The sequence below is a fragment of the Dactylosporangium vinaceum genome (assembly GCF_019904175.1).
Lineage (GTDB): Bacteria > Actinomycetota > Actinomycetes > Mycobacteriales > Micromonosporaceae > Dactylosporangium > Dactylosporangium vinaceum.
Genome location: NZ_CP061913.1, coordinates 5,689,075 through 5,707,726, shown reverse-complemented (window position 1 = coordinate 5,707,726; position 18,652 = coordinate 5,689,075). Strand labels below are relative to the sequence as shown.

Below are 18,652 nucleotides of genomic sequence, written 5' to 3'. Positions count from 1 at the left end.
GGCCGCTCACCGGCGCCGCGCTCAGTCGAGATTCTGCAGCAGAAGCCGGTACCACTCCACCCCGTCGAGAAAGTCCTGCACGCCGACCCGCTCGTCGTAGGAGTGGATCGCCGCCCGCTGCTCCTTCGACATGCGCAGCGGCGCAAACCGGTACACCCGCTGGCAGATCGCCGTGAAATGCCGGGAGTCGGTGGCCGCCATCATGATGTAGGGCACCGTGACGGCGTCGGGGAAGACCCGGCCGACCGTCGCCTCCAGCAGCCGGAACGCGTCGTCGTCGACCGGCGAGAGCGGGCACGGCTCGTTGCGGTCGAGGATCTCGAAGCGCACCTGGTCGTCGGCGACCGCCCGGCGCATGCGCGCCAGGACCGCGTCCACGCTGTCGCCCACCATGACCCGGACGTTGACGCCGGCCACCGCGCTCGTGGCGACGACGTTGAGCGCCGGCGAGCCGGACAGCGTCGTGACCACGGCTGTCGTGCGGGTCATCGACGACGACTCGGGCCCGAGCCGGCCCAGGACCCGCGCGAGCAGCGGGCGCAGCCGCCCGGCCCGGCGCAGCAGCGGGCGTAGCGGCGCCGGGGCGTGGGGCGCGAGCCGGCGGAAGAACTCGGCTGTCGCGTCCGGCACGTGCGCCGGGTGCCGTATCGCGTCGACCCGGCCGACCGCCCGGGCCAGACGCGCGGTCGGCCCCAGCCGGGCCGGCACCGAGGCGTGCCCGCCGCGGCCCGCCACGCGCAGCTCGACGTTCGTGATGCCCTTCTCGGCCACGCCGATGACCGCCTGGGCCACGGCGACGCCGGGCACCGTGCCCGACGCGACGGCACCGCCCTCGTCGAGCACGAACCAGGGCTCGACCCCACGCCGGCGCAGCTCCTCGACGGCGAGCCGGGCCGAGACGCCGGCCACCTCCTCGTCGCAGCCGAAGAAGAGCCACACGTCGCGCGCCGGGGTGAAGCCGGCGCCGAGCAGGCTCTCGACCGCGGCGCACACCGCCACGAGCGGGCCCTTGTCGTCGAGCGTGCCCCGGCCCCAGACCCAGCCGTCGACGACCTCGGCGCCGAAGGGGTCGTGCTGCCACGGGTCGTCCGGCTCGACCGGCACCACGTCCTGGTGGGCCATGAGCACGACCGGGCGCTCGGCGCTCGGACCGGCCCAGCGGAACAGCAGGCCGGCCGCGCCGATCGCCGTGCACTCGAGGCGCTCGTGCACGAGCGGGAACCGGGCCCGCAGCTCCGCGTGGAAGCGCGCGAAGACACCCGCCTCGACGTCCTCGGGCCGGCGGCGGCTGACGGTGGGGATCCGCACGAGCGCGCGCAACGCCTCGATCGCCGCGTCCTCGCGCGAACGCACTGGTTCTGCCACACGACGACTCTACCGACCAGGCGATCTTCAGCGCACCGGGCGGCCCGGCGGGATGCAGTACTGATGTTCCGGCCGCCCGGCGCCCCCGTAGCGCAGCTGCACCTCGGCCACCCCTTCGCGGGCCAGCTCGGCCAGGTACCGCTGCGCCGTGGCCCGGGAGATGCCGAGCTCGTCGGCGATGTCCGCCGCGGTGCGGGGCCGGGCGGCGCCGCGCAGGGCCTCGCTGACCAGCCCGGCCGTGACCGCCGACTGGCCCTTCGGGGGCGCCGGGCGATCGCCCTCGTGCACGACCCGCGCGCACCTGTCGATCTCGACCTGGGTCATGGGCCGGTCGGCGGCGACGAGCGCGCGGTAGTGCCGATACGCGGCCAGCCGGTCGGCGAGCTGCTCGGCGGTGAACGGCTTGACGAGGTAGTTGAGCGCGCCGCGGGCGTAGGCGGCCCGCACGGTGGCGGCGTCGTTGGCCGCGGTCAGCATGATCGCGTCGACGGTCATCTCGGCCAGCAGGTCGAGCCCGGACTGGTCGGGCAGGAAGGTGTCGAGCAGCACCAGGTCGACCCGCCGGGTGGCCAGCTCGCGGCGCGCCTCGGCCGCGGTCCGGGCGGTCGCGGCGACGGTGAACCCGTCGATGCGGCTGGTGAACTCGACGTGGACGCGGGCGACCCGGAAGTCGTCCTCGACCACGAGCACCTGGATCGTCATGCGGGCCTCACCGGCGGTCGCAGGGCCTTGGGGAGCCGGGCCTCGAACACGGCGCCGTGGTCGTCGCCGGTCGCCGCGGCCAGCCGCACGTCGCCGCCGAGCCGGCGCGCCGACTGCCGGGCCAGGGCCAGCCCGATGCCCCGGCCGTCCTCGGCGCTTGTGGACACCCCGGCCTCGAACACGCGCCCGGCCAGGTCGGCGGCGACGCCGTCGCCGGAGTCGACGACCGAGATGTGCAGTGTGGCGCCGTCCTCGAGCAGGGCGAGGTCCACCCAGGCCGGGCGGCGGGCGCCGCGGCGGGCCGCCTCGAGGGCGTTGTCGACGAGGATGCCGAGCACGGTGGTGACCTCGACCGGCGCGGTGACCCGGGTGCCGACCCAGCTGGTGTCGGCCAGCGCCAGCCGCACGCCCTTCTCCGCCGCCTCGGCGCTCTTCGCGTCGACGAACGCCTGCAGGTACGGGTCGTCCACCGTGTGCCCGCCGACGGGCGCGGCCGGGTCCGACACCGCGTGCAGGAACTCGAGGGCCTCGCCGCCGTGGCCGTTCTGCAGGAGCCCGGACAGCACGTGCAGCCGGTTGGCGAACTCGTGGCGCTGCGCCCGCAGGGCCGTGCTCAGCGTCCGCACCGAGTCGAGCTCGCGGGTGATCGTCTCCAGATCGGTCCGGTCGCGCAGGGTCAGCACGCCGCCCAGATCGCGCTCCTCCCGGCGCACCGCCCGATAGTTCGCGACGAGCACCCGGTCGCCGGCGACGGTGATGACGTTGTCGACGGCGTCGCGCCGGTCCACGGCCTCCCGCAGGACAGGCGGAAGAGCCAATGCAGCGGTTGTACTGCCGGTCGCCGCGCCCTCGCCGGGAAGCCCGAGCAGGCGCGCCGCTTCGTCGTTGCACACGGAGACGCGCCCGTCGGCGTCCAGGGCGAGCACCCCCTCGCTGATGCCGTGCAGCACCGCCTCGCGCTCCTGGACCAGCTCGGCCAGCTCCCGCGGCTCCAGGCCGAGCGTCAGCCGTTTGAGCCGGCGGGCGAGCAGGACCGCCCCGACGCAGCCGAGCAGCAGTGCGCCGCCCGCGAACGCCGCGGCCACGCTCAGCTCGCGGTTGACGTGCCCGCGGACGTCGGCGATGCGGAACCCGACGCTCACCTCGCCGACGATCGCGCCGCCCGCGTCGCGCAGTGGCGTCTTGCCGCGGGCCGACAGCCCGAGCGTGCCCTGCTCGACGTTGATGGTGTCGTTGCCGGCGAGGACCTCGGACGGGTCGGTGCTGACCGGCTGGCGGATGCCGTCCGGGTTGGGGTGGGCCAGGCGGATGCCGAGCCGGTTGGTGATGACCACGAACAGGGCCCCGCTGGCGGTCTTCGCCGCCTCGGCCCGGCCGGGCAGGATGCCGTCGGGGTCGTCGGCCGCGGCCGCCGCCGCGATCGCCGGGTCGGCGGCGAGGGTGTGCGCGACGGCGAGGGCGCGGGTGCCGTACTGCTGGGTCAGCTCGTCGTCGAACAGCCAGCCCACGAGCGCGAACCCGACGCCGACGACAACGACCAGCACACCCACCTGCAGGGCCAGCGCCTGCTGGGCGAAGGGGGCGTGACGCAGCCGGAACATGACCGGGAGCGTACCGCCGGGATGCCCGCGGCGGACCCGTGAGCAAAACGAGCAATACGCGGCTTACGCGGCCAACACCGCGGCCGGGATCAGTCGCCGCGCAGCACCCGGGCCAGGCTGACGGTCCCCGGCTCGGTCGACGGGATGGGCGCGTAGCCGGCGCTGCGGTACAACTCGATGTTGCCCTGGCTCTTGACGCCGGTGAACAGCACGACCCGTCGGCACTGCGGGTCGGCGGCCGCCTCACCGGCCTGCAGCAGCCACCGCCCGACGCCCTGCCCGCGCAGGTCGGGCACGACGGCGAGCCGGCCGAGGTGCCAGTCGTCGCCGATCCGCCGCCCGCGGACCATACCCAGCAGCCGCCCGTCGAGCCAGAGCCCGATGGTGTCCCACTCCCCCAGCCACCGCCGCACGTCGTCGAGCGTCTCGTGCAGCGCCGGGATGGCGAGGGTCTCGTTGACGATGGCCTCGTCCACCCAGCAGCACCGCTGCAGCACGGTGACCGGGCCGACGTCATCGGGCGTCAGCCGCCGCACGGACGACCCCTTGATTGCCATGCCGCCGAGCCTACCGAGCATCTTGATGACATGTCAACTAACCTCGGTGACCGCGCCGCCCGGCGCCGGGCCGAGGCGTACCCCTCTGGTAAGACGCCGCCGCATCGCCGTACCTACGGCCCGGCCGGTGCCGGAGCACAGTTGGACGCGCGGCGGTGCGCATCGCGCCCCGGTGCTGCGCGACGCGACGGTTGCCGAGGCGCCGGGCGAGATCGTGACCGGGCCCGGCCGCTCGGCGCTGCCCCGCTGCCGCCCGACATCTGCACACCCGACGGCGGCTCGACACGCTGCCCGAGCCGGCGTGGACGCCGCTGCGGCGGGCCGCGTTCCGGTTCGTGTCCGGTCACCTGCCGCCGGAGCTGACGGTGGCCGGGAACATCGCTCTGCCACTGCTGCTTGACCGGGTCCGTCGCCGCGCGGCCCACGAAGCCGCCACGAGCCGGCTGGACCCGCTCCGGCTGGACCCGCTCCGGCTGGACCGGCTCGGGCTGGACCGGCTCGGGCTGGACCGGCTCGGGCTGGACCGGCTCGGGCTGGACCGGCTCGGGCTGGGCGGGTTCGGCGGGCGGCGAACCGGCGAGCTCGACGGCGGCCGGGTCCGGCGGGTGGTGCTGGCGCGGCCCGTCAGCGCGTCAGCGGCAGGCACAGCCGCAGCATCGCGCCGCCGGTCCGGGCCTCCTCCACCGTGAGGGTGCCGCCGTGCCCGGTCACGATGTCCCGGGCGATCGGCAGCCCCAGCCCGGTGCCGCCGCCGGACCGGGAGCGGTCCGCGTCGAGGCGCACGAAGCGGTCGAAGACCCGGCTCCGGTCGGCCGGGGCGATGCCCGGCCCGTCGTCGGTGACGGTGACCTCGGCGGTGCCGTCGCGGGCCTCCAGTGTCACCTCCACCGTGTGTTTCGCGTAGCGGGCGGCGTTGTCCACAAGGTTGCGCAGCACGCGCTGCAGGTGGTGGGGGTCGCCGCTCAGCCGCACCGGCGCCGTCCTCGCGGTCACCTGCAGGCCGGGGTGCTCGGCGGCCAGCCGCTCGCGCTCCAGGTACACCAGGTCGTCGAGGTCCACGTCCTCGCGCCGCAACTGCAGCCCCTTCTCGTCGACCCGGGCCAGCAGGAGCAGGTCGGCGACGAGCCGGGCCATCCGGTCGCCTTCCCGGCGCATGCGGTCCAGGTGCGGGCCCTCGCCCAGCAGATCCAGCCCGGCCAGCACCGTCGACAGTGGACTGCGCAGCTCGTGCGAGGCGTCGGCGACGAACCGGCGCTGGGCCGTGGTCGCCGCCTCGATCCGGTCGAGCATCCCGTTCATGGTGGCGGCCAGCGCGGCGATCTCGTCGGCGGCCGGGGGTACAGGCAGCCGGGTGTGCAGGCTCCGGCCCGTAATCGTGTCGGCCTGGCGGCGCATGGCGTCGACCGGCCGCAGGGAGCGGCCCACGAACAGGAAGGTGGCCACGCCAACGGTCACCGTCAGCAGCGGCAGCCCGATGGCGAGCGCCCCGATCGCCGCCTCGGTCCCGTCGTCGATCTCGTCCAGGGACCGGCCGACGAGCACGGTACGCGGGCCGTCCGCCGTGGCCACGCCGAGCGCCGTGATCCGGAAGGCGTCGTCGTGCGCCACGGCCAGGCGCCGCTGCTCACGCCGGGTCTCCCCCGCCGCCGGCCGCAGCGCCGAGATCGGCGGTGCGCCGTTGAGCAGCGTGGAGGACCGCAGCACGGCGCCGTCCGCACCGAGGATCTGCACCACCGCGCTGTCCCGCAGCGACGGCTGGATCATCGCCGCCAGGGCCTGCTCGTCGCCGAGCGTCCCGGCGATCTGGGCCGCCCGGTCGTCGACGTCCTGGTCCGCGTCGCCGGTCAGGATGAACCGCGCCGCCAGGACGAACGCCACCCCGGTCAGCACCGACGCGACAGCCACGACGGCGGATGCGGCGAGCGCGGAGCGCATCCGCACCCCGAGCCGCTGCCGTATCCGCTCCGCGTGTCGCCGCATACCCGGAACGTTACGGCCGCGAAGCTGAACGGGGCCTGAATCGTGGCCGCCCCGCCTCGACCCCGGCCGAGCACCGTCAGGCCGCCGCGTCGCGCCGGTGCAGCACGAGCACGGCGAACGCAGCCCCACCGACGACGGCGACCGCCTGTGAGTCGTGGCCGGCCCGCCCCGGCTGAGCACCGTCAGGCCGCCGCGTCGCGCCGGTGCAGCACGAGCACGGCGAGCGCAGCCGCACCGGCGACGGCGACCGCCTCTGAAACGTGCGCGGCCCGCTCCGGCCCCGGCCGAGCACCGTCAGGCCGCCGGGTCGCGCCGGTGCAGCACGAACGCGGCGAGCGCAGCCGCACCGACGACGGCGACCGCCTGGACCGCGATCCCCGGGCCGAGGTCGGCGGCGGGGCCGTGGGTGAGCAGCGCCGGCCACGCCTGCCAGTAGTGCACGGGCAGCGCCACCGCGACCGCGTGCAGGAGGCCGCGCTGCTGGTCCGCCTGGCCGTTGAGGATGCTGGCCACGACGACGAAAGCGATCGCCGCGGCCACGGCCTCGGCCCCGCGTGGCAGCAGCAGCCCGAGGGCGAACGCGATGGCGGCGATGCTGAGCATGCACAGCGTCAGGTATCCGCACGCGCCGAGCACACGCCCGAGCGTGGCCGTGGCGGACAGGTCGGGGCCGCCGAGGACGTGGAACGGGTGCCAGCCGAACACGGCCAGCCCGGCGAGCACACCGGCGACCAGGACCACGGCGACCGCGGCGGCGGTGGCGACGACGACGGCCGCGAGCTTGCCCGCGAGCAGCCGACCGCGGGTGACGGGGGCGACGTAGAGGTATCGCAGGATGCCCCAGTCCCGGTCGGCCGACCCGATGGCCGCGGCGAGCAGCGCCACCACGATCGGCAGCAGCAGCGGCCCGGCGAACTCGAGGCTCGCCATCGCGTGGTTCAGGGCCGAGTAGGGCGCGGCCCCGAACAGCCCGTCCTGCCCGTGCAGCCGCTGCCCGGCCGAGGAGGCGGTGGCCAGCCCGGCGACGACCGGCACGGCGGCGAGGCCGGCGAGCGCGATGACGGTGCGCAGCCGCAGCAGCTGGGTGGTGAGCTCAACCCGCAGCATCGGTGCTCCCTTCGGTGATGGCCAGGAAGGCGTCCTCGAGCGACCGGCCGGCCAGCAGGTCGCCGAGCGGGCCGGCGGCGGCGAGGCGGCCGCGGTCCATGACGACGGCGTGCGTGGCGACCTGCTGCACCTCGGCGAGCTGGTGGCTGGAGACCAGGACCGTCCCGCCGCGGCCGGCCCGGGCCACGAGGTGCTCGCGCAGCGCCCGCACCTCGGCCGGGTCCAGCCCGTTGGCGGGCTCGTCGAGCACGAGCACGTCCGGATCCCGCATCAGCGCCTGGGCGAGCGTGAGCCGCTGCCGCATGCCCATCGAGTATCTGCCGGCCCGGCGCTCGAGGTGCGCGCCGAGCCCGGCCAGCGCGAGCGCCTCGTCGAGCGCCGGCGGCGGCCAGGCCCGCCGGGTCGCCGACCACAGCAGCCGCAGGTTGGCCAGGCCGGACAGGTGCGGGACGAACGCCGGCCCGTCGATGAGCACACCGACCCGCCGCAGCACCGGGGCGCCGAGGCCGACCGGCTCGCCGAGGATGCCGACCCGGCCCGCGCTCGGCGTGGACAGCCCGACGAGGACGCGCATGGTGGAGGTCTTCCCGGCGCCGTTCGGCCCGAGCAGCGCGCAGACCTGGCCGGGCTCCACGGTGAAGCTGAGGCGGTCGACGGCGATATCGCGGCCGTAGCGCTTGGACAGCGACTCGACGCGGATCATGCGGCGGTCCTCCACATCTGGACCGCCGCCGTCGCCGCGGCCGCGACGAGCCCGGCCCCGACGGTCAGCCCGACGAGCGTCGGCACGGTCGTCACCGGCGCCCCGGTCACCGCCGTCCACAGTGGATCTCGGAGCGCGGTCATGGCCGCCAGCCCCGAGGCGAACGCCACCACCGCGCGCTCCGTCACGCCGGCCGCGCGCGACCGGGCCGGCCGGGCGACGAACCCGGCGACCGCGTTGGCCACGACGCAGCACGAGAAGAGGACGGCCGTCTCGACGACCAGCGCCCAGCCGATGAGCACCGGGTCCCTCCAGCCGTCACCGACCGTCTGAGCGCCGACCACACCGGCGGCGGCGACCAGGCTGAGCACGGCGAACACCGCGGTGGCGTGCGCCCTGACCCGCGGCGCGAGGCCGGGGAACCACCGCCCGAGCAGCGGGATGTCGCCGAGCCAGTCGTGCCGCCAGCCGCGCGCAGGACCCCGCGGAGCCCGCTGCCACCACAGTGCGGCACCACCGCCGGCGGCCAGGACCGACAGCACCACGAGCCCGGCGACGAGCGGCGCCGGCGCACTGCCGCGCACGATGACGGCGGCCCAGCCCGCGGCCAGCGCACAGCCGATGACGGCGAGCAGCGCTCCGGCCGCCCGCGCCGTCTGCTGCGCCCGATCGGCGCCCCCGGGAGCCCGCCAGGCCGGCAGTCGCACAATCAGAGCCAGATCCAGCGTCGGTACCGCCAGCAGCGCGAACGACACCACAGCGGCATACGGATCGGCCTGCCACGGGCTCGTCGCGCGGACGGCCGCATCCTGGGTGACGACGAGCGCCATCACCTCGAACACGGCCGCGATCGCCGCCACCGCCCACAGTGCGGAGAGCTTCATGGGTGCCATAGTACGCGCCTCGTAGTACGAGGCAAGTACTACGAGGCATGGAGTATTGTGGGACCATGCACAGCACCGACGCCCAGATGGTCGTGCTCACCGTGCTCGCGGACGGCCCGCGCCACGGCTACGCCATCAACACCGCGATCGAGGAGCTCACCGGCCGCCGCCTGGGTCCCGGCAGCCTCTACGGCGCCCTGACCCGCCTCGAGGCGCGCGGCCTGATCGAGCCCGCCACCGCCGACGGCGAGCCGGCCGACCGGCAGCGCACGATGCAGATCACCGACACCGGCCGCACCACACTGCGCACCGAACTCGAGCAGCTGGCCCGCGTCGCCCAGGCCGGCCTGCGCGCCCTCGGGGCGAAGCCGGCATGAGCACCGCCCCGGCGCTCCGGACGGCGCCGATCCGGAGCATCCGGACCCTCGTCGCCACGGCGCACAGGACGACACCGGCCCAGAGCATCCACGCCCACACCGTCACGGCCCGCAGGACGGCAGCGGGCCGGAGCATCCGGACCTACACCGTCGCGGCGCACACGACGGCAGCAGCCCAGAGCATCCACGCCCACACCGTCACGGCGCACAGGACGGCAGCGGGCCGGAGCATCCGGACCTACACCGTCACGGCGCACACGACGGCAGCAGCCCAGAGCATCCACGCCCACACCGTCATGGCGCCCGGGACGACAGCGGCATGAGCGCCCCGACCGTCATCGTCGCGCTCTACCCGCCCGCGGTCCGCGAACGCTGGGGCGCCGAGATCGGCCGCGAGGTAGCCGAGGGCGGCGCCCGCAGCTGGCCGGACGCGATAGCCGGCGCCGCCCGCCTGTGGCTGCACCCGGACGACTGGCCGCAGACCACGGCCGGCCAGACCCGCCGCGTCCTCGCCGCCGCGCTGTTCGCGGTCACGGCCGTGGCCGCACTCCTGCTGCGATCCTCCGCGCCGGCGGGCGGCTGGTGCCTGCTGCCGATCCTCGCCGGCACCGCACTCGCCGCACCCCTGCCGCCCCGGCACCGCCCCATCCGCCACGTCGTCGCCACGGCGGCCCGCACACTGCCCCGACCGGCCGCGGCGGCGATCGCCATGCTCGCCCTGGCCGACAGCGGCCTCGTCGACCACCCGCACGGCCCGCTGCGCGTCCTGCTGCTCGCCTACTACTGGGCGACGCTCACGTACATCGCCCTCCAGCTCACCCGGTTCGCCGCCCGGCTCCTGCGGATCGGCACCGCCCCGACCCGCCGCCGCCTGCGCCTGGCCCTCCTCGTCGTCGGCGCCGGCACCACACTCGCGGCCGCGCAGAGCGCCCTGGGCGGCACCCTGCTCGCCGCAACCGCCCTGGCCCTCCTGGCCGCCGCCGCCCTCCACACGCGCCAGAACCTGCGCACCCCGCCCCCACCGGCTGGAATCTGAACGCACCACCGCCACCCACCGAACGCAGCCGCCACCGGCTCGAGTCCGAGCACACCACCGCCACCCAACGACAGCAGCCACCACCCGCACCACCGCCACACCCGACCGTCAGGCACGCCGCCCCCACCGGCTCGAGTCTGCACGCACCATCGCCGCCTACCCCGCAGCCGGGCGCGCCGCGGCCGTCAACGACACCGGCATCGCCGCCGCGACCGCCGCACCCGCTACGCCGGGCGGGGTCACGCAAGCGGTGCGGAACACCATCTCCACCGCCCGCCGATGCCGCGGGCACGACGCCCGCCACGCCGGGCGAGGTCACGCAAGCGGTGCGGACACCATCGCCACCGCCCGCCCATGCCGCGGGCACGACGCCGCGACCGGCACCCGCCACGCCGAGCGGGGTCACGCAAGCGGTGCGGAACGCCGTCTCCACCGTCGATCACGCCACCGGCCCGCGGCGATCGACGCGCTGGAGTGGGTGCTCGGCCGTGGCCCGGGTCGCGAGCCACCCCGGCCGCCCGGCGCTTCGGCAGCGCCCGGACCTACCCGGTGGCGAGCGTCGCCGCCGCCCCACCCCGGCGACCCGCCGACAGTCGGCGCCGGCGGCGCACGTGCACCCGCGCCGAAGCCGCCCGACCTGCCCCGGTCGCCGATCGCGCGTGATGCATTAGCTCATAAACGCGCGGCAAATCCAGTGCGGTCAACAAGAGTTTTCGCCTAATTAACATAGTCGGACGTTGATTTATTCAGTCTGCCGGTTCACCCGTCCGACACTCGATCAACCACCTTGCGGGGCCATCATGGGCGCCACCTTCCGGGTGGCTAGCTGGACAAACTCCACAGCGCTACCGGCGCGAAGGCGCCCGTGTTCGGCAATTGATTGTTTCTGACGGTCAATGGTTCCTACCAATCCAATTCATCGCCTTGAATGAGTCCGGCCGATCGGAACAGATCCGTTTCCGGAGGCCCGAGGCATGAGGAAGTGATGCAGGATGATAGTTGCCGGGCTGCGGGAAGGCGGCGACGGCGAGACGGCGAGTCCGCCCGCAGACGCCGCCGAAGTGCTCCGCCGCGCACAAGCGCTGGCTCCCGTCCTCCGAGACCGGGCCGAGGACATCGAACGAAACCGCCGGCTGCCCGCGGACGTGGTCGCGGCGCTGAAGGCCACCGGGGTCTTCCGGATGGGCTTCCCCCGCGAGCTCGGAGGGCTCGAGCTCAGCTCCATCGAGCAGACCGAGGTCATCGAGGCCCTGGCCTACGGCGACGCGTCAGCGGGCTGGTGCTCGATGATCGGGTCGGACAGCGGCCTCTACGCCGCGTTCCTGGAGTCCGACGTCGTCGAGCGGATGTTTCCGTCTCTGGACATGGTGGTCGCCGGGATGCTGTTCCCCGGTGGCCGGGCGGACCGGGTCCCGGGCGGCTTCCGGCTCACGGGTCGCTGGCAGTTCGGCAGCGGCATCACGCACGCCGACTGGGTGATCTCGGGCGCGTTCCGCTACAGCGACGGGATCGCCGAGCCCGGGCCGGGCGGGATCGGGCCGGGCTCGGTCCTGCTCATGGTGCCGCGGGCGCAGGTCGAGGTCATCGACACCTGGCACACCACCGGGCTGTCGGGCAGCGGCAGCTGCGATTACACGATCACCGACGTGTTCGTGCCCGACGAGCACACGCTGTACTTCTCCGACGTGCGCAGCCGGCCGGGCCTGCTGGCCCAGCCCGAGGTGCACATGCGCAACATGCCGGGCGTCCCGCTCGGCGTCGCCCGCGCCGCGCTCGACCACGCCCGCGAGGTCGTCGTGGCCACCGGGCGCTCGGACGACTACCGCAGCCAGATCGTCCTGGCCGACTGCGAGGCCGACTTCGCCGCCACCCGCCACGCGGTGTACGGCGCGCTGCGCCGCCAGCACGAGGTCCTGACGGCCGGCGGCACCCTCGACGACCTGACCGCGCTGGAGCGGGCCGCGCTGCCGCTGTCGCGGCGGCACGCGTTCCGCACGGCCCGGTCGATCCTGACCCGCCTCTACGACCTGGCCCAGACCTCCGCGATCTACCGGCCCTCGCCGCTGGACCGGTGGCTGCGCGACACCACGACGATGTGCCAGCACGTCGTGGCCCAGGACCGCATTCTGCAGACCGCCGGCGCCCATCTGCTCGGCGGCCGGCCCACCTTCCCGCTGGCGCTCGGTATCACCGGGCCCCAGCGCTGAGCCCTCCCCCGACTTTTCGCTTCCTGAAGGAGGAGCACCATGCGAACATTCACGGTCGCCGCCTGCGCGACCACCGCCGCACTGGGACTGCTGCTCGCCGGCTGCACCGGCGGCGGTGACACCGCCGCCACGCCAAGCGCCGCGGCCAACAGCGACTCGGTCCTCAGCTATAACGAGACCGAGCCGGCGAGCCCGCTCGTGCCCGGCGACACCGCCGAGGTCGGCGGCATCGGCATCCTGGGTGCGCTGTTCAACGGCCTGATCGAGTACGACGCCAAGACCGCCGCCCCGCGCAACGCGGTCGCCGAGTCGATCAACAGCCCCGACTCGAAGGTCTGGACCATCAAGCTCAAGCCGAACTGGACGTTCCAGGACGGCACCAAGGTGACCGCGAAGAGCTTCGTGGACGCGTGGAACTACACCGCGTACTCCCCGAACCTCATGAAGAACGCCAGCTACATGTCGCACATCCAGGGCTTCGACCAGGTCAACAACATCGGCAAGGACGGCAAGCAGCCGGCCACCCTGCCCCCGGCCAAAGAGATGTCCGGCCTGAAGGTCGTCGACGACCAGACGTTCACCGCGACCCTGAGCGCGCCCTTCTCCGGCTTCGGCCTGCAGCTCGGCTTCGCCGCGTTCTACCCGATGCCGGCCAGCTTCTTCACCGACCGCAAGGCCTACGAGGCGCACCCGGTCGGCAACGGGCCGTTCCAGTTCGTCTCCTACACCAAGGGCACGAACCTGCTCGTCAAGCGGTTCGACGGTTACGCCGGTGCGCAGAAGGCGAAGGTCAGCGGCATCGACTTCCGCTTCTACACCGACCTGGACAAGGCGTACGCCGACGTGCTCGCCGACAAGCTCGACTACCTCTCGTTCACGCCGTGGACAGCGTCGCAGGGCAACAAGATCGAGAAGGACCTGCCCGCGTCGCGCCGCGCCAGCTACGCCTACGTCGGCCACCAGGCGATCGCGTTCCCGCTCTTCGACCAGCGCTACTCCGACAAGCGGGTGCGCCAGGCGATCTCCATGGCCATCGACCGGACCGCGCTCATCAAGGAGGTGTTCAACGGCAAGCGCACGCCCGCCGACGGGATCGTGCCGCCGAACGCGCAGGGCTACGTGGCCAACCAGTGCGGTGAGCTGTGCAGCTACCAGCCGCAGAAGGCCAAGGAGCTGTTCGACGCGAGCGGCTTCCAGGGACCGGTCACCCTGACGTCCAATGTGGACTCCGGCAACCAGGAGTGGGTGGAGGTGGCCTGCCGCTCCATCCAGCAGGCGCTGGGCCGCCCGTGTGAGTTCAAGCCGCAGACCACCCTCGGCGCGTTCCGCACCGCCCTGACCAACAAGTCCATCCACGAGATCTACCGCACCGCCTGGGTCGCCGGATACCCGTCGATCGAGAACTTCCTCAACCCGCTGTTCCGCACGAACGGCTCGGGCAACGTCGGGCAGTACTCCAACCCGCGCGTCGACGCCCTGCTGGCCAAGGCCGACGCGGCGCCGTCGCAGGGCCAGGCCTTCTCGCTCTACCAGGAGGCCGAGCGGCAGGCCCTCGACGACATGCAGACCGTGCCGATCTGGTACCAGTCCGCCACCGCGGCCTGGTCCACCCGGGTGCACAACGCCCAGCCGACCCAATTCCGCGAGCTCGAGTTCACCACCGTGACCCTCGGCAAGTAGCTCGCCCTCCTCAGCCGTGCGGCGCACCCGTCGCGGTGCGCCGGCACGCGAGAAAGGAAACACGTGTCAGTCCACGACGTTGAAATCGTGATGATCGGTGCGGGACCCTCGAACCTCGCGTTGGCCGTGGCCCTCGAGGAGTGCGGCGCACCGGAGGTCGCCGGCCGGGCGCTCATCATCGAGCAGCACGAAGACGTGAAGTGGCAGCGCAACCTGCTGCTGCCCTGGGCCCGCAGCCAGGTGTCCTATGTGAAGGACCTGGTGACCCTGCGCAACCCGCGCAGCCGCTTCTCGTTCCTCAACTTCCTGCACGAGCGCGGCGAGCTCGACGAGTTCGTCAACCTCAGCACCTTCAACCCGTTCCGCTGGCAGCTGTCGGCCTATCAGCAGTGGGTCGCCGACTCGCTGGAGCACGTCCAGGTGCGCTACGGCGCCCGGGCCGGGGACATCCTGCCGATCTACGGCGAGGACTCGACGGTGCTCGGCTTCGCGGTCTCGCTGTCCAACGGTGACACGGTCATCTGCCGCGACCTGGTCATCGGGGCGGGCCGGGACGCCGCGGTGCCCCCGGTGTTCGCCGGGCTGCCGGCCGAGCGCGTGGTGCACAGCTCGCAGTACGGCAGCCGCGTCGCCGCGGTCAACGCGCTCGCCCAGCCCGGCCGGCCGCTGCGCCCCGTGGTCGTCGGCGGCGCGCAGAGCGCGGCCGAGGTGTTCATGGCGCTGCACCAGGACGCGCCCGGCTCCTCGCCGATGATGCTCATGCGCTCGATCGGCCTGAAGGACTACCAGACGAGCAAGTTCGTCAACGCGCTGTTCTTCCCGTCGTTCGTGGACGAGTTCTACGCGATGTCGGAGCCGACCCGCGTCAAGGTGCTCGAGGAGATGCGGCTGACGAACTACGCCGGCCTGGCCGCGCCGTTCCTCGACGAGCTGTACACGATGATCTACCGGCAGAAGATGCTCGGCCAGCCCGTCTCGGCCATCCGCGGGCTCACCGAGATCGTCGGCGCCCGGATGGAGCCCGCGGCCGGCGGCGGCGAGGAGGTCGTGCTCGACGTCCGCGACCTGCGCACCGACCGCGTCGAGCCGGTGCGCTGCGACGCGGTGTTCCTCGGCACCGGCTACGACCAGCGGATGCCCGCGATGGTCCGGCGGCTGACCGAGGCCATGAAGCTGCCCGAGGTGTCGGTCAACCGCAGCTACCGCGTCGACCTCGGCGAGGGTGCCCGGGGCGGGCTGTACCTCCAGGGCGTCAACGAGGCCACGCACGGCATCTCGGACTCGCTCATCAGCGTGCTCGCGCACCGCTCGGCCCACATCGTCGGCGACGTGCTGCAGCGGCGGGCCGACACCGAGGCCGGCGGGGCGGACGTCGACACGAGCGCGGCCGCGACCCGGGCCCAGCTGGCGGTGCCGGCATGATCGACATTCGCCGGCTCGACCGTGACCACCTCGAGCCCGCCTACGGCCTCGTCGGGCAGCGGCTGCTGCCCTGGCCGGCACTGAACGCGCCGTTCGAGGGGGCCTGGTGCGTCCTGCGCGCCGGGACCGAGTCCACGCCGCACGCGCATCACGAGTACGAAATCTTCATCGCCCTGACCGGGACCGCCGAGATCGTCATCGGCGAGGAGCGGCGGCCGTTCGTGGCCGGCGACATCGTCCGGCTCCCGCCCGGCTCCAGCCACCACGTCGTGAACACCGGAGCGGGCGACTTCGAGTACTACGGCGTCTGGTGGGACGCCGACATGGCGGCCCGGTTCGCCGCCCGGCACGAGGCGGCCGGAGCATGAGCGGTCAGAAGGCGCCGGCCGGCCGGCGGACGGTGATCATCACGCCGGCGCCGACCGCGAACGGGGATCTGCACCTCGGGCACCTCGCCGGTCCGTTCCTGGCCGCCGACGTGTACACCCGCTACGCCCGGGCGCAGGGCCGGGAGGTGCTGCTGGGCACCGGGTTCCAGGACACCTCGACGTTCGTGGTGACCACCGCGCACCGCCGCGGCGTCACCCCGGCCGAGCTGGTGGCCACCTCGGCCGAGCAGATCGCGTCGACCCTGGAGACGATGGGGATCGGCATCGACGGCTACACCGGCGACGACGACCGGTTCACCAAGTGGGTCGTCGACTTCATCGGCCGGCTCTACGCCGCGGGCCGGCTGGAGCTGCGGACGATGACGTTCCCGTACTCCGAGCGGGACGGCCGGTTCCTGGTGGACGGCTTCGCCTCGGGCGGGTGCCCGCACTGCCTGGCCGAGGGCTGCGCCGGGCTGTGCGAGAGCTGCGGGCACCTGGTCGCCGCGGGTGAGCTGGTCGGCGTGCGGTCCACCCTGGACCCGTCCGACCCCGTGACCCTGCGGGAGGCCGACGTGCTCGTCCTGCCGGTCGAGCGCTACCGCGAGCGGCTGCGCGCCCACTTCGAGGCCAACGCCGGCGGCATGCGGCCGCACATGGCCCAGGCGATGGCGCACATGCTGTCCCGGCCGCTGCCGGACTTCCCGGTCACCTACCCGATCCAGTGGGGCATCCAGGTGCCGTTCGCTGAGGTCGCCGGGCAGGTCGTCAACCCCAACGCGGAGCCGATGGCGTGGAGCATGCACGCCTCGACGCTGGCGGCCGAGCACCGGGGCGCGGACACGGCCGGCGAGGACGCGCTGTGGCTGGCCGGCGGCGGCTCGCAGATCGGGTACTTCCTGGGCTTCGACAACATCTACCCGTTCGCGATCGCCGGCCCGGCCATGCTGCTGGCGTTCGACGGCCGCTACGAGCTGCCGACCTGGTACCTCACCAACGAGTTCTACGAGCTGGACCACCAGAAGTTCTCGACCAGCCGGGGACACGTGGTGTGGGGCCGGGACCTGGCCGCCCGGGTGCCGCGCGACCTGATCCGCTTCTTCCTGGCCACGACGAGCCCGGAGCACCAGCGGACCAGCTTCAACGCCGACGCGCTGGCCCGGGTCACGGAGCTGCGCCTGGTGGCTCCCTGGAACCGGATCGCCGAGCGGGTCAACGGCTGGGCCGGGCGCGGTCCGCTGCCGGTGCCGGAGCGCTCGCGGCACGCCGCGGCGCTGGTGGCCGAGCGGTTCGCGGCGTCGTACGAGCTGGCCGGGTTCAGCCTGAACCGGGCCGCGGAGGCGATCGCCGACCACCTGGGCCGGCTCGACCGGCGGGTGGTGAGCGACGAGGACGCCGGTGGGTACTGCTACGAGGTCCGCGAGCTCGTCCGGGCGGCCGCGCCGATCCTGATCGACCTGGCCGCGGCGGTGCTCGCGCACGACACCGGCAGCGCCGCCACCGAGATCACACCGGTGACGCTGCCGCACCTGGTCGCGGTCGGGGCCGGGCGATGACCCAGGGCCCCCGACCGGCGGACGGCGAGCTCCTGCGCGTGGTCGTCGTCGGAGCCGGCATCACCGGGCTGCTCGCCGCGGTCCGGTGCGTGCTGGCCGGGCACCGCGTGGTGGTGCTGGACGGCGGCGCGATCCCGCACCCGGGCTCGACGTCGTTCGACCAGCACCGGGCCCTGCGTGCGCTCGTCGCCGACGACCCGGCCGGCACCGGGCGGGCGGTGCAGCTGCACCGCCGCTGGCGCGAGCTGGACTCCCTGCTGTCCGACCGCCTGTCGGGGGCCCTCTATCGGCGCGTCGGCGTGCTGAGCGCACTGCCCGGCCCGGCCGCGGTCGCCGAGGCGCTGGCCACGGCCGGCGCCGCCGGGCTGGCTGCCCGGGTCGCCGATCCGGGCGACTATCCGCACGTCGGGTTCGCCGAGGGCACCGCCGCCGTCTTCGAGCCGCAGGGCGGTGTGCTGCTGGCCGACCGTTTCCTGCACGCCGCCGTCCGGTGGCTGCGCCGGCACCCGCTGGCCGAGCTGCGGCCCGGCCGGACAGTCGTCGACGTGGGGCCGGACAGCGGGCGGGTCCGGCTCGCCGACGGCACGACCGTCTCCGGGGATGCCGTGCTCGTCGCGGCCGGGCCCTGGTCGGCGCGCCTGGTCGACGTGCCGGTCACCCTGCACCGCCAGACCATGGTGTACCTGCGGCCACCGGCCGGGCTGGTCCATCGCTGGGCGGCGACCCCGGTCGCCGGCGGGCTCGGCGCCGACGGGCGGGCCTGGCTGCTGCCCTCGGTCGCGGGCACCCTGCTCAAGATCAGCACCGACGCCGTCCGGCACGAGGTGCACGACCTGTCCGACCCGGGCAACCAGGCGCGCTGGGCCGCCCGGGTGCTGTCGGCCGGCGCGATCCGGGACATCGACCGGTACGACGTCATGCGGGCCCGGCAGTGCCACTACGCCACCCGGGCCGACGGCGGCACCGGATTCGTCCGGGTCGGCCCGGCGGTCTGGGCCCGGCCCGCCAGCGGAGGCGACGGCTTCCGCACCGCACCGCTCGCCGTCGACGCGCTCGTCGGCGAACTGGCTCGCGCATCGATCTCGTGACACCCGATCCGACCCTAAG

The 18,652-nt window shown here is 74.1% G+C and carries 17 protein-coding genes and 1 pseudogene; 10 read left to right on the top strand and 8 right to left on the bottom strand.

All coding sequences use genetic code 11. The annotated features are described in order from the left end of the window. Window positions 1-21: 21 nt before the first annotated feature. The 4 genes and pseudogenes from Dvina_RS25585 to Dvina_RS25570 all read right to left on the bottom strand — a co-directional run. Complete coding sequence (locus Dvina_RS25585) at window positions 22-1,365, bottom strand: M20/M25/M40 family metallo-hydrolase (RefSeq protein ID WP_246656444.1); 1,344 nt, start codon at window positions 1,363-1,365, stop codon at window positions 22-24. A 27-nt stretch (window positions 1,366-1,392) separates the two neighbouring features. After that, a complete protein-coding gene (locus tag Dvina_RS25580) occupies window positions 1,393-2,067 on the bottom strand; it encodes a response regulator (protein WP_246656443.1) in 675 nt (224 codons plus the stop codon). After that, entirely contained in the window at window positions 2,064-3,668 is a 1,605-nt protein-coding gene (locus Dvina_RS25575; protein WP_223104988.1) for a sensor histidine kinase, read from the bottom strand. Before Dvina_RS25575 ends, Dvina_RS25580 begins: the two co-directional genes overlap by 4 nt. 89 nt (window positions 3,669-3,757) lie before the next feature. Then, window positions 3,758-4,219, bottom strand: a pseudogene (locus Dvina_RS25570) (GNAT family N-acetyltransferase); the annotation flags it as partial. Window positions 4,220-4,560: 341 nt separating this feature from the next. On the opposite strand from Dvina_RS25570, the gene Dvina_RS25565 reads away from it, so the two are divergent. Next, the gene (locus tag Dvina_RS25565) at window positions 4,561-4,914 is read left to right on the top strand and encodes a hypothetical protein (RefSeq protein ID WP_223104986.1); all 354 of its coding nucleotides are present in this window, start codon (window positions 4,561-4,563) and stop codon (window positions 4,912-4,914) included. Here the strand turns inward: Dvina_RS25565 and Dvina_RS25560 are convergent. From Dvina_RS25560 to Dvina_RS25545, 4 genes are all read right to left on the bottom strand, one after another. Further along, the gene (locus Dvina_RS25560; protein WP_246656442.1) at window positions 4,850-6,205 is read right to left on the bottom strand and encodes a sensor histidine kinase; all 1,356 of its coding nucleotides are present in this window, start codon (window positions 6,203-6,205) and stop codon (window positions 4,850-4,852) included. The two genes, Dvina_RS25565 and Dvina_RS25560, sit on opposite strands and share 65 nt — an antisense overlap. 294 nt (window positions 6,206-6,499) lie before the next feature. Next, window positions 6,500-7,312 (bottom strand): ABC transporter permease, encoded by an 813-nt coding sequence (locus tag Dvina_RS25555; RefSeq protein ID WP_223104985.1) that lies wholly within the window; start codon window positions 7,310-7,312, stop codon window positions 6,500-6,502. Then, window positions 7,299-8,015, bottom strand: coding sequence for an ABC transporter ATP-binding protein (locus Dvina_RS25550; RefSeq protein ID WP_223104984.1), 717 nt, complete (start codon window positions 8,013-8,015; stop codon window positions 7,299-7,301). Before Dvina_RS25550 ends, Dvina_RS25555 begins: the two co-directional genes overlap by 14 nt. Next, window positions 8,012-8,899 (bottom strand): hypothetical protein, encoded by an 888-nt coding sequence (locus Dvina_RS25545; protein ID WP_223104983.1) that lies wholly within the window; start codon window positions 8,897-8,899, stop codon window positions 8,012-8,014. The genes Dvina_RS25550 and Dvina_RS25545 overlap by 4 nt, the downstream gene beginning before the upstream one ends. A 65-nt stretch (window positions 8,900-8,964) precedes the next feature. Between Dvina_RS25545 and Dvina_RS25540 the strand changes: the two genes are divergently transcribed. The 9 genes from Dvina_RS25540 (at window position 8,965) to Dvina_RS25500 (ending at window position 18,633) form a co-directional block, all read left to right on the top strand. Next, window positions 8,965-9,276, top strand: a complete 312-nt coding sequence (locus Dvina_RS25540; protein WP_223104982.1) for a PadR family transcriptional regulator — start codon at window positions 8,965-8,967, stop codon at window positions 9,274-9,276. Next, complete coding sequence (locus tag Dvina_RS25535; RefSeq protein WP_223104981.1) at window positions 9,273-9,599, top strand: hypothetical protein; 327 nt, start codon at window positions 9,273-9,275, stop codon at window positions 9,597-9,599. The genes Dvina_RS25540 and Dvina_RS25535 overlap by 4 nt, the downstream gene beginning before the upstream one ends. Next, window positions 9,596-10,312 (top strand): hypothetical protein, encoded by a 717-nt coding sequence (locus Dvina_RS25530; protein WP_223104980.1) that lies wholly within the window; start codon window positions 9,596-9,598, stop codon window positions 10,310-10,312. Before Dvina_RS25535 ends, Dvina_RS25530 begins: the two co-directional genes overlap by 4 nt. 992 nt (window positions 10,313-11,304) lie before the next feature. Beyond that, a complete protein-coding gene (locus Dvina_RS25525; protein WP_223104979.1) occupies window positions 11,305-12,519 on the top strand; it encodes an acyl-CoA dehydrogenase family protein in 1,215 nt (404 codons plus the stop codon). Between the two features lie 39 nt (window positions 12,520-12,558). After that, window positions 12,559-14,199, top strand: coding sequence for a peptide ABC transporter substrate-binding protein (locus Dvina_RS25520; protein WP_223104978.1), 1,641 nt, complete (start codon window positions 12,559-12,561; stop codon window positions 14,197-14,199). 90 nt (window positions 14,200-14,289) lie between these two features. After that, window positions 14,290-15,621, top strand: a complete 1,332-nt coding sequence (locus Dvina_RS25515) for a SidA/IucD/PvdA family monooxygenase (RefSeq protein ID WP_246656585.1) — start codon at window positions 14,290-14,292, stop codon at window positions 15,619-15,621. Beyond that, complete coding sequence (locus Dvina_RS25510) at window positions 15,618-15,989, top strand: cupin domain-containing protein (RefSeq protein WP_246656441.1); 372 nt, start codon at window positions 15,618-15,620, stop codon at window positions 15,987-15,989. The genes Dvina_RS25515 and Dvina_RS25510 overlap by 4 nt, the downstream gene beginning before the upstream one ends. Next, window positions 15,986-17,545, top strand: a complete 1,560-nt coding sequence (locus Dvina_RS25505; RefSeq protein ID WP_223104976.1) for a class I tRNA ligase family protein — start codon at window positions 15,986-15,988, stop codon at window positions 17,543-17,545. The genes Dvina_RS25510 and Dvina_RS25505 overlap by 4 nt, the downstream gene beginning before the upstream one ends. Next, the gene (locus tag Dvina_RS25500) at window positions 17,542-18,633 is read left to right on the top strand and encodes an NAD(P)/FAD-dependent oxidoreductase (RefSeq protein ID WP_223104975.1); all 1,092 of its coding nucleotides are present in this window, start codon (window positions 17,542-17,544) and stop codon (window positions 18,631-18,633) included. Before Dvina_RS25505 ends, Dvina_RS25500 begins: the two co-directional genes overlap by 4 nt. The last annotated feature ends 19 nt before the right edge of the window (window positions 18,634-18,652 follow it).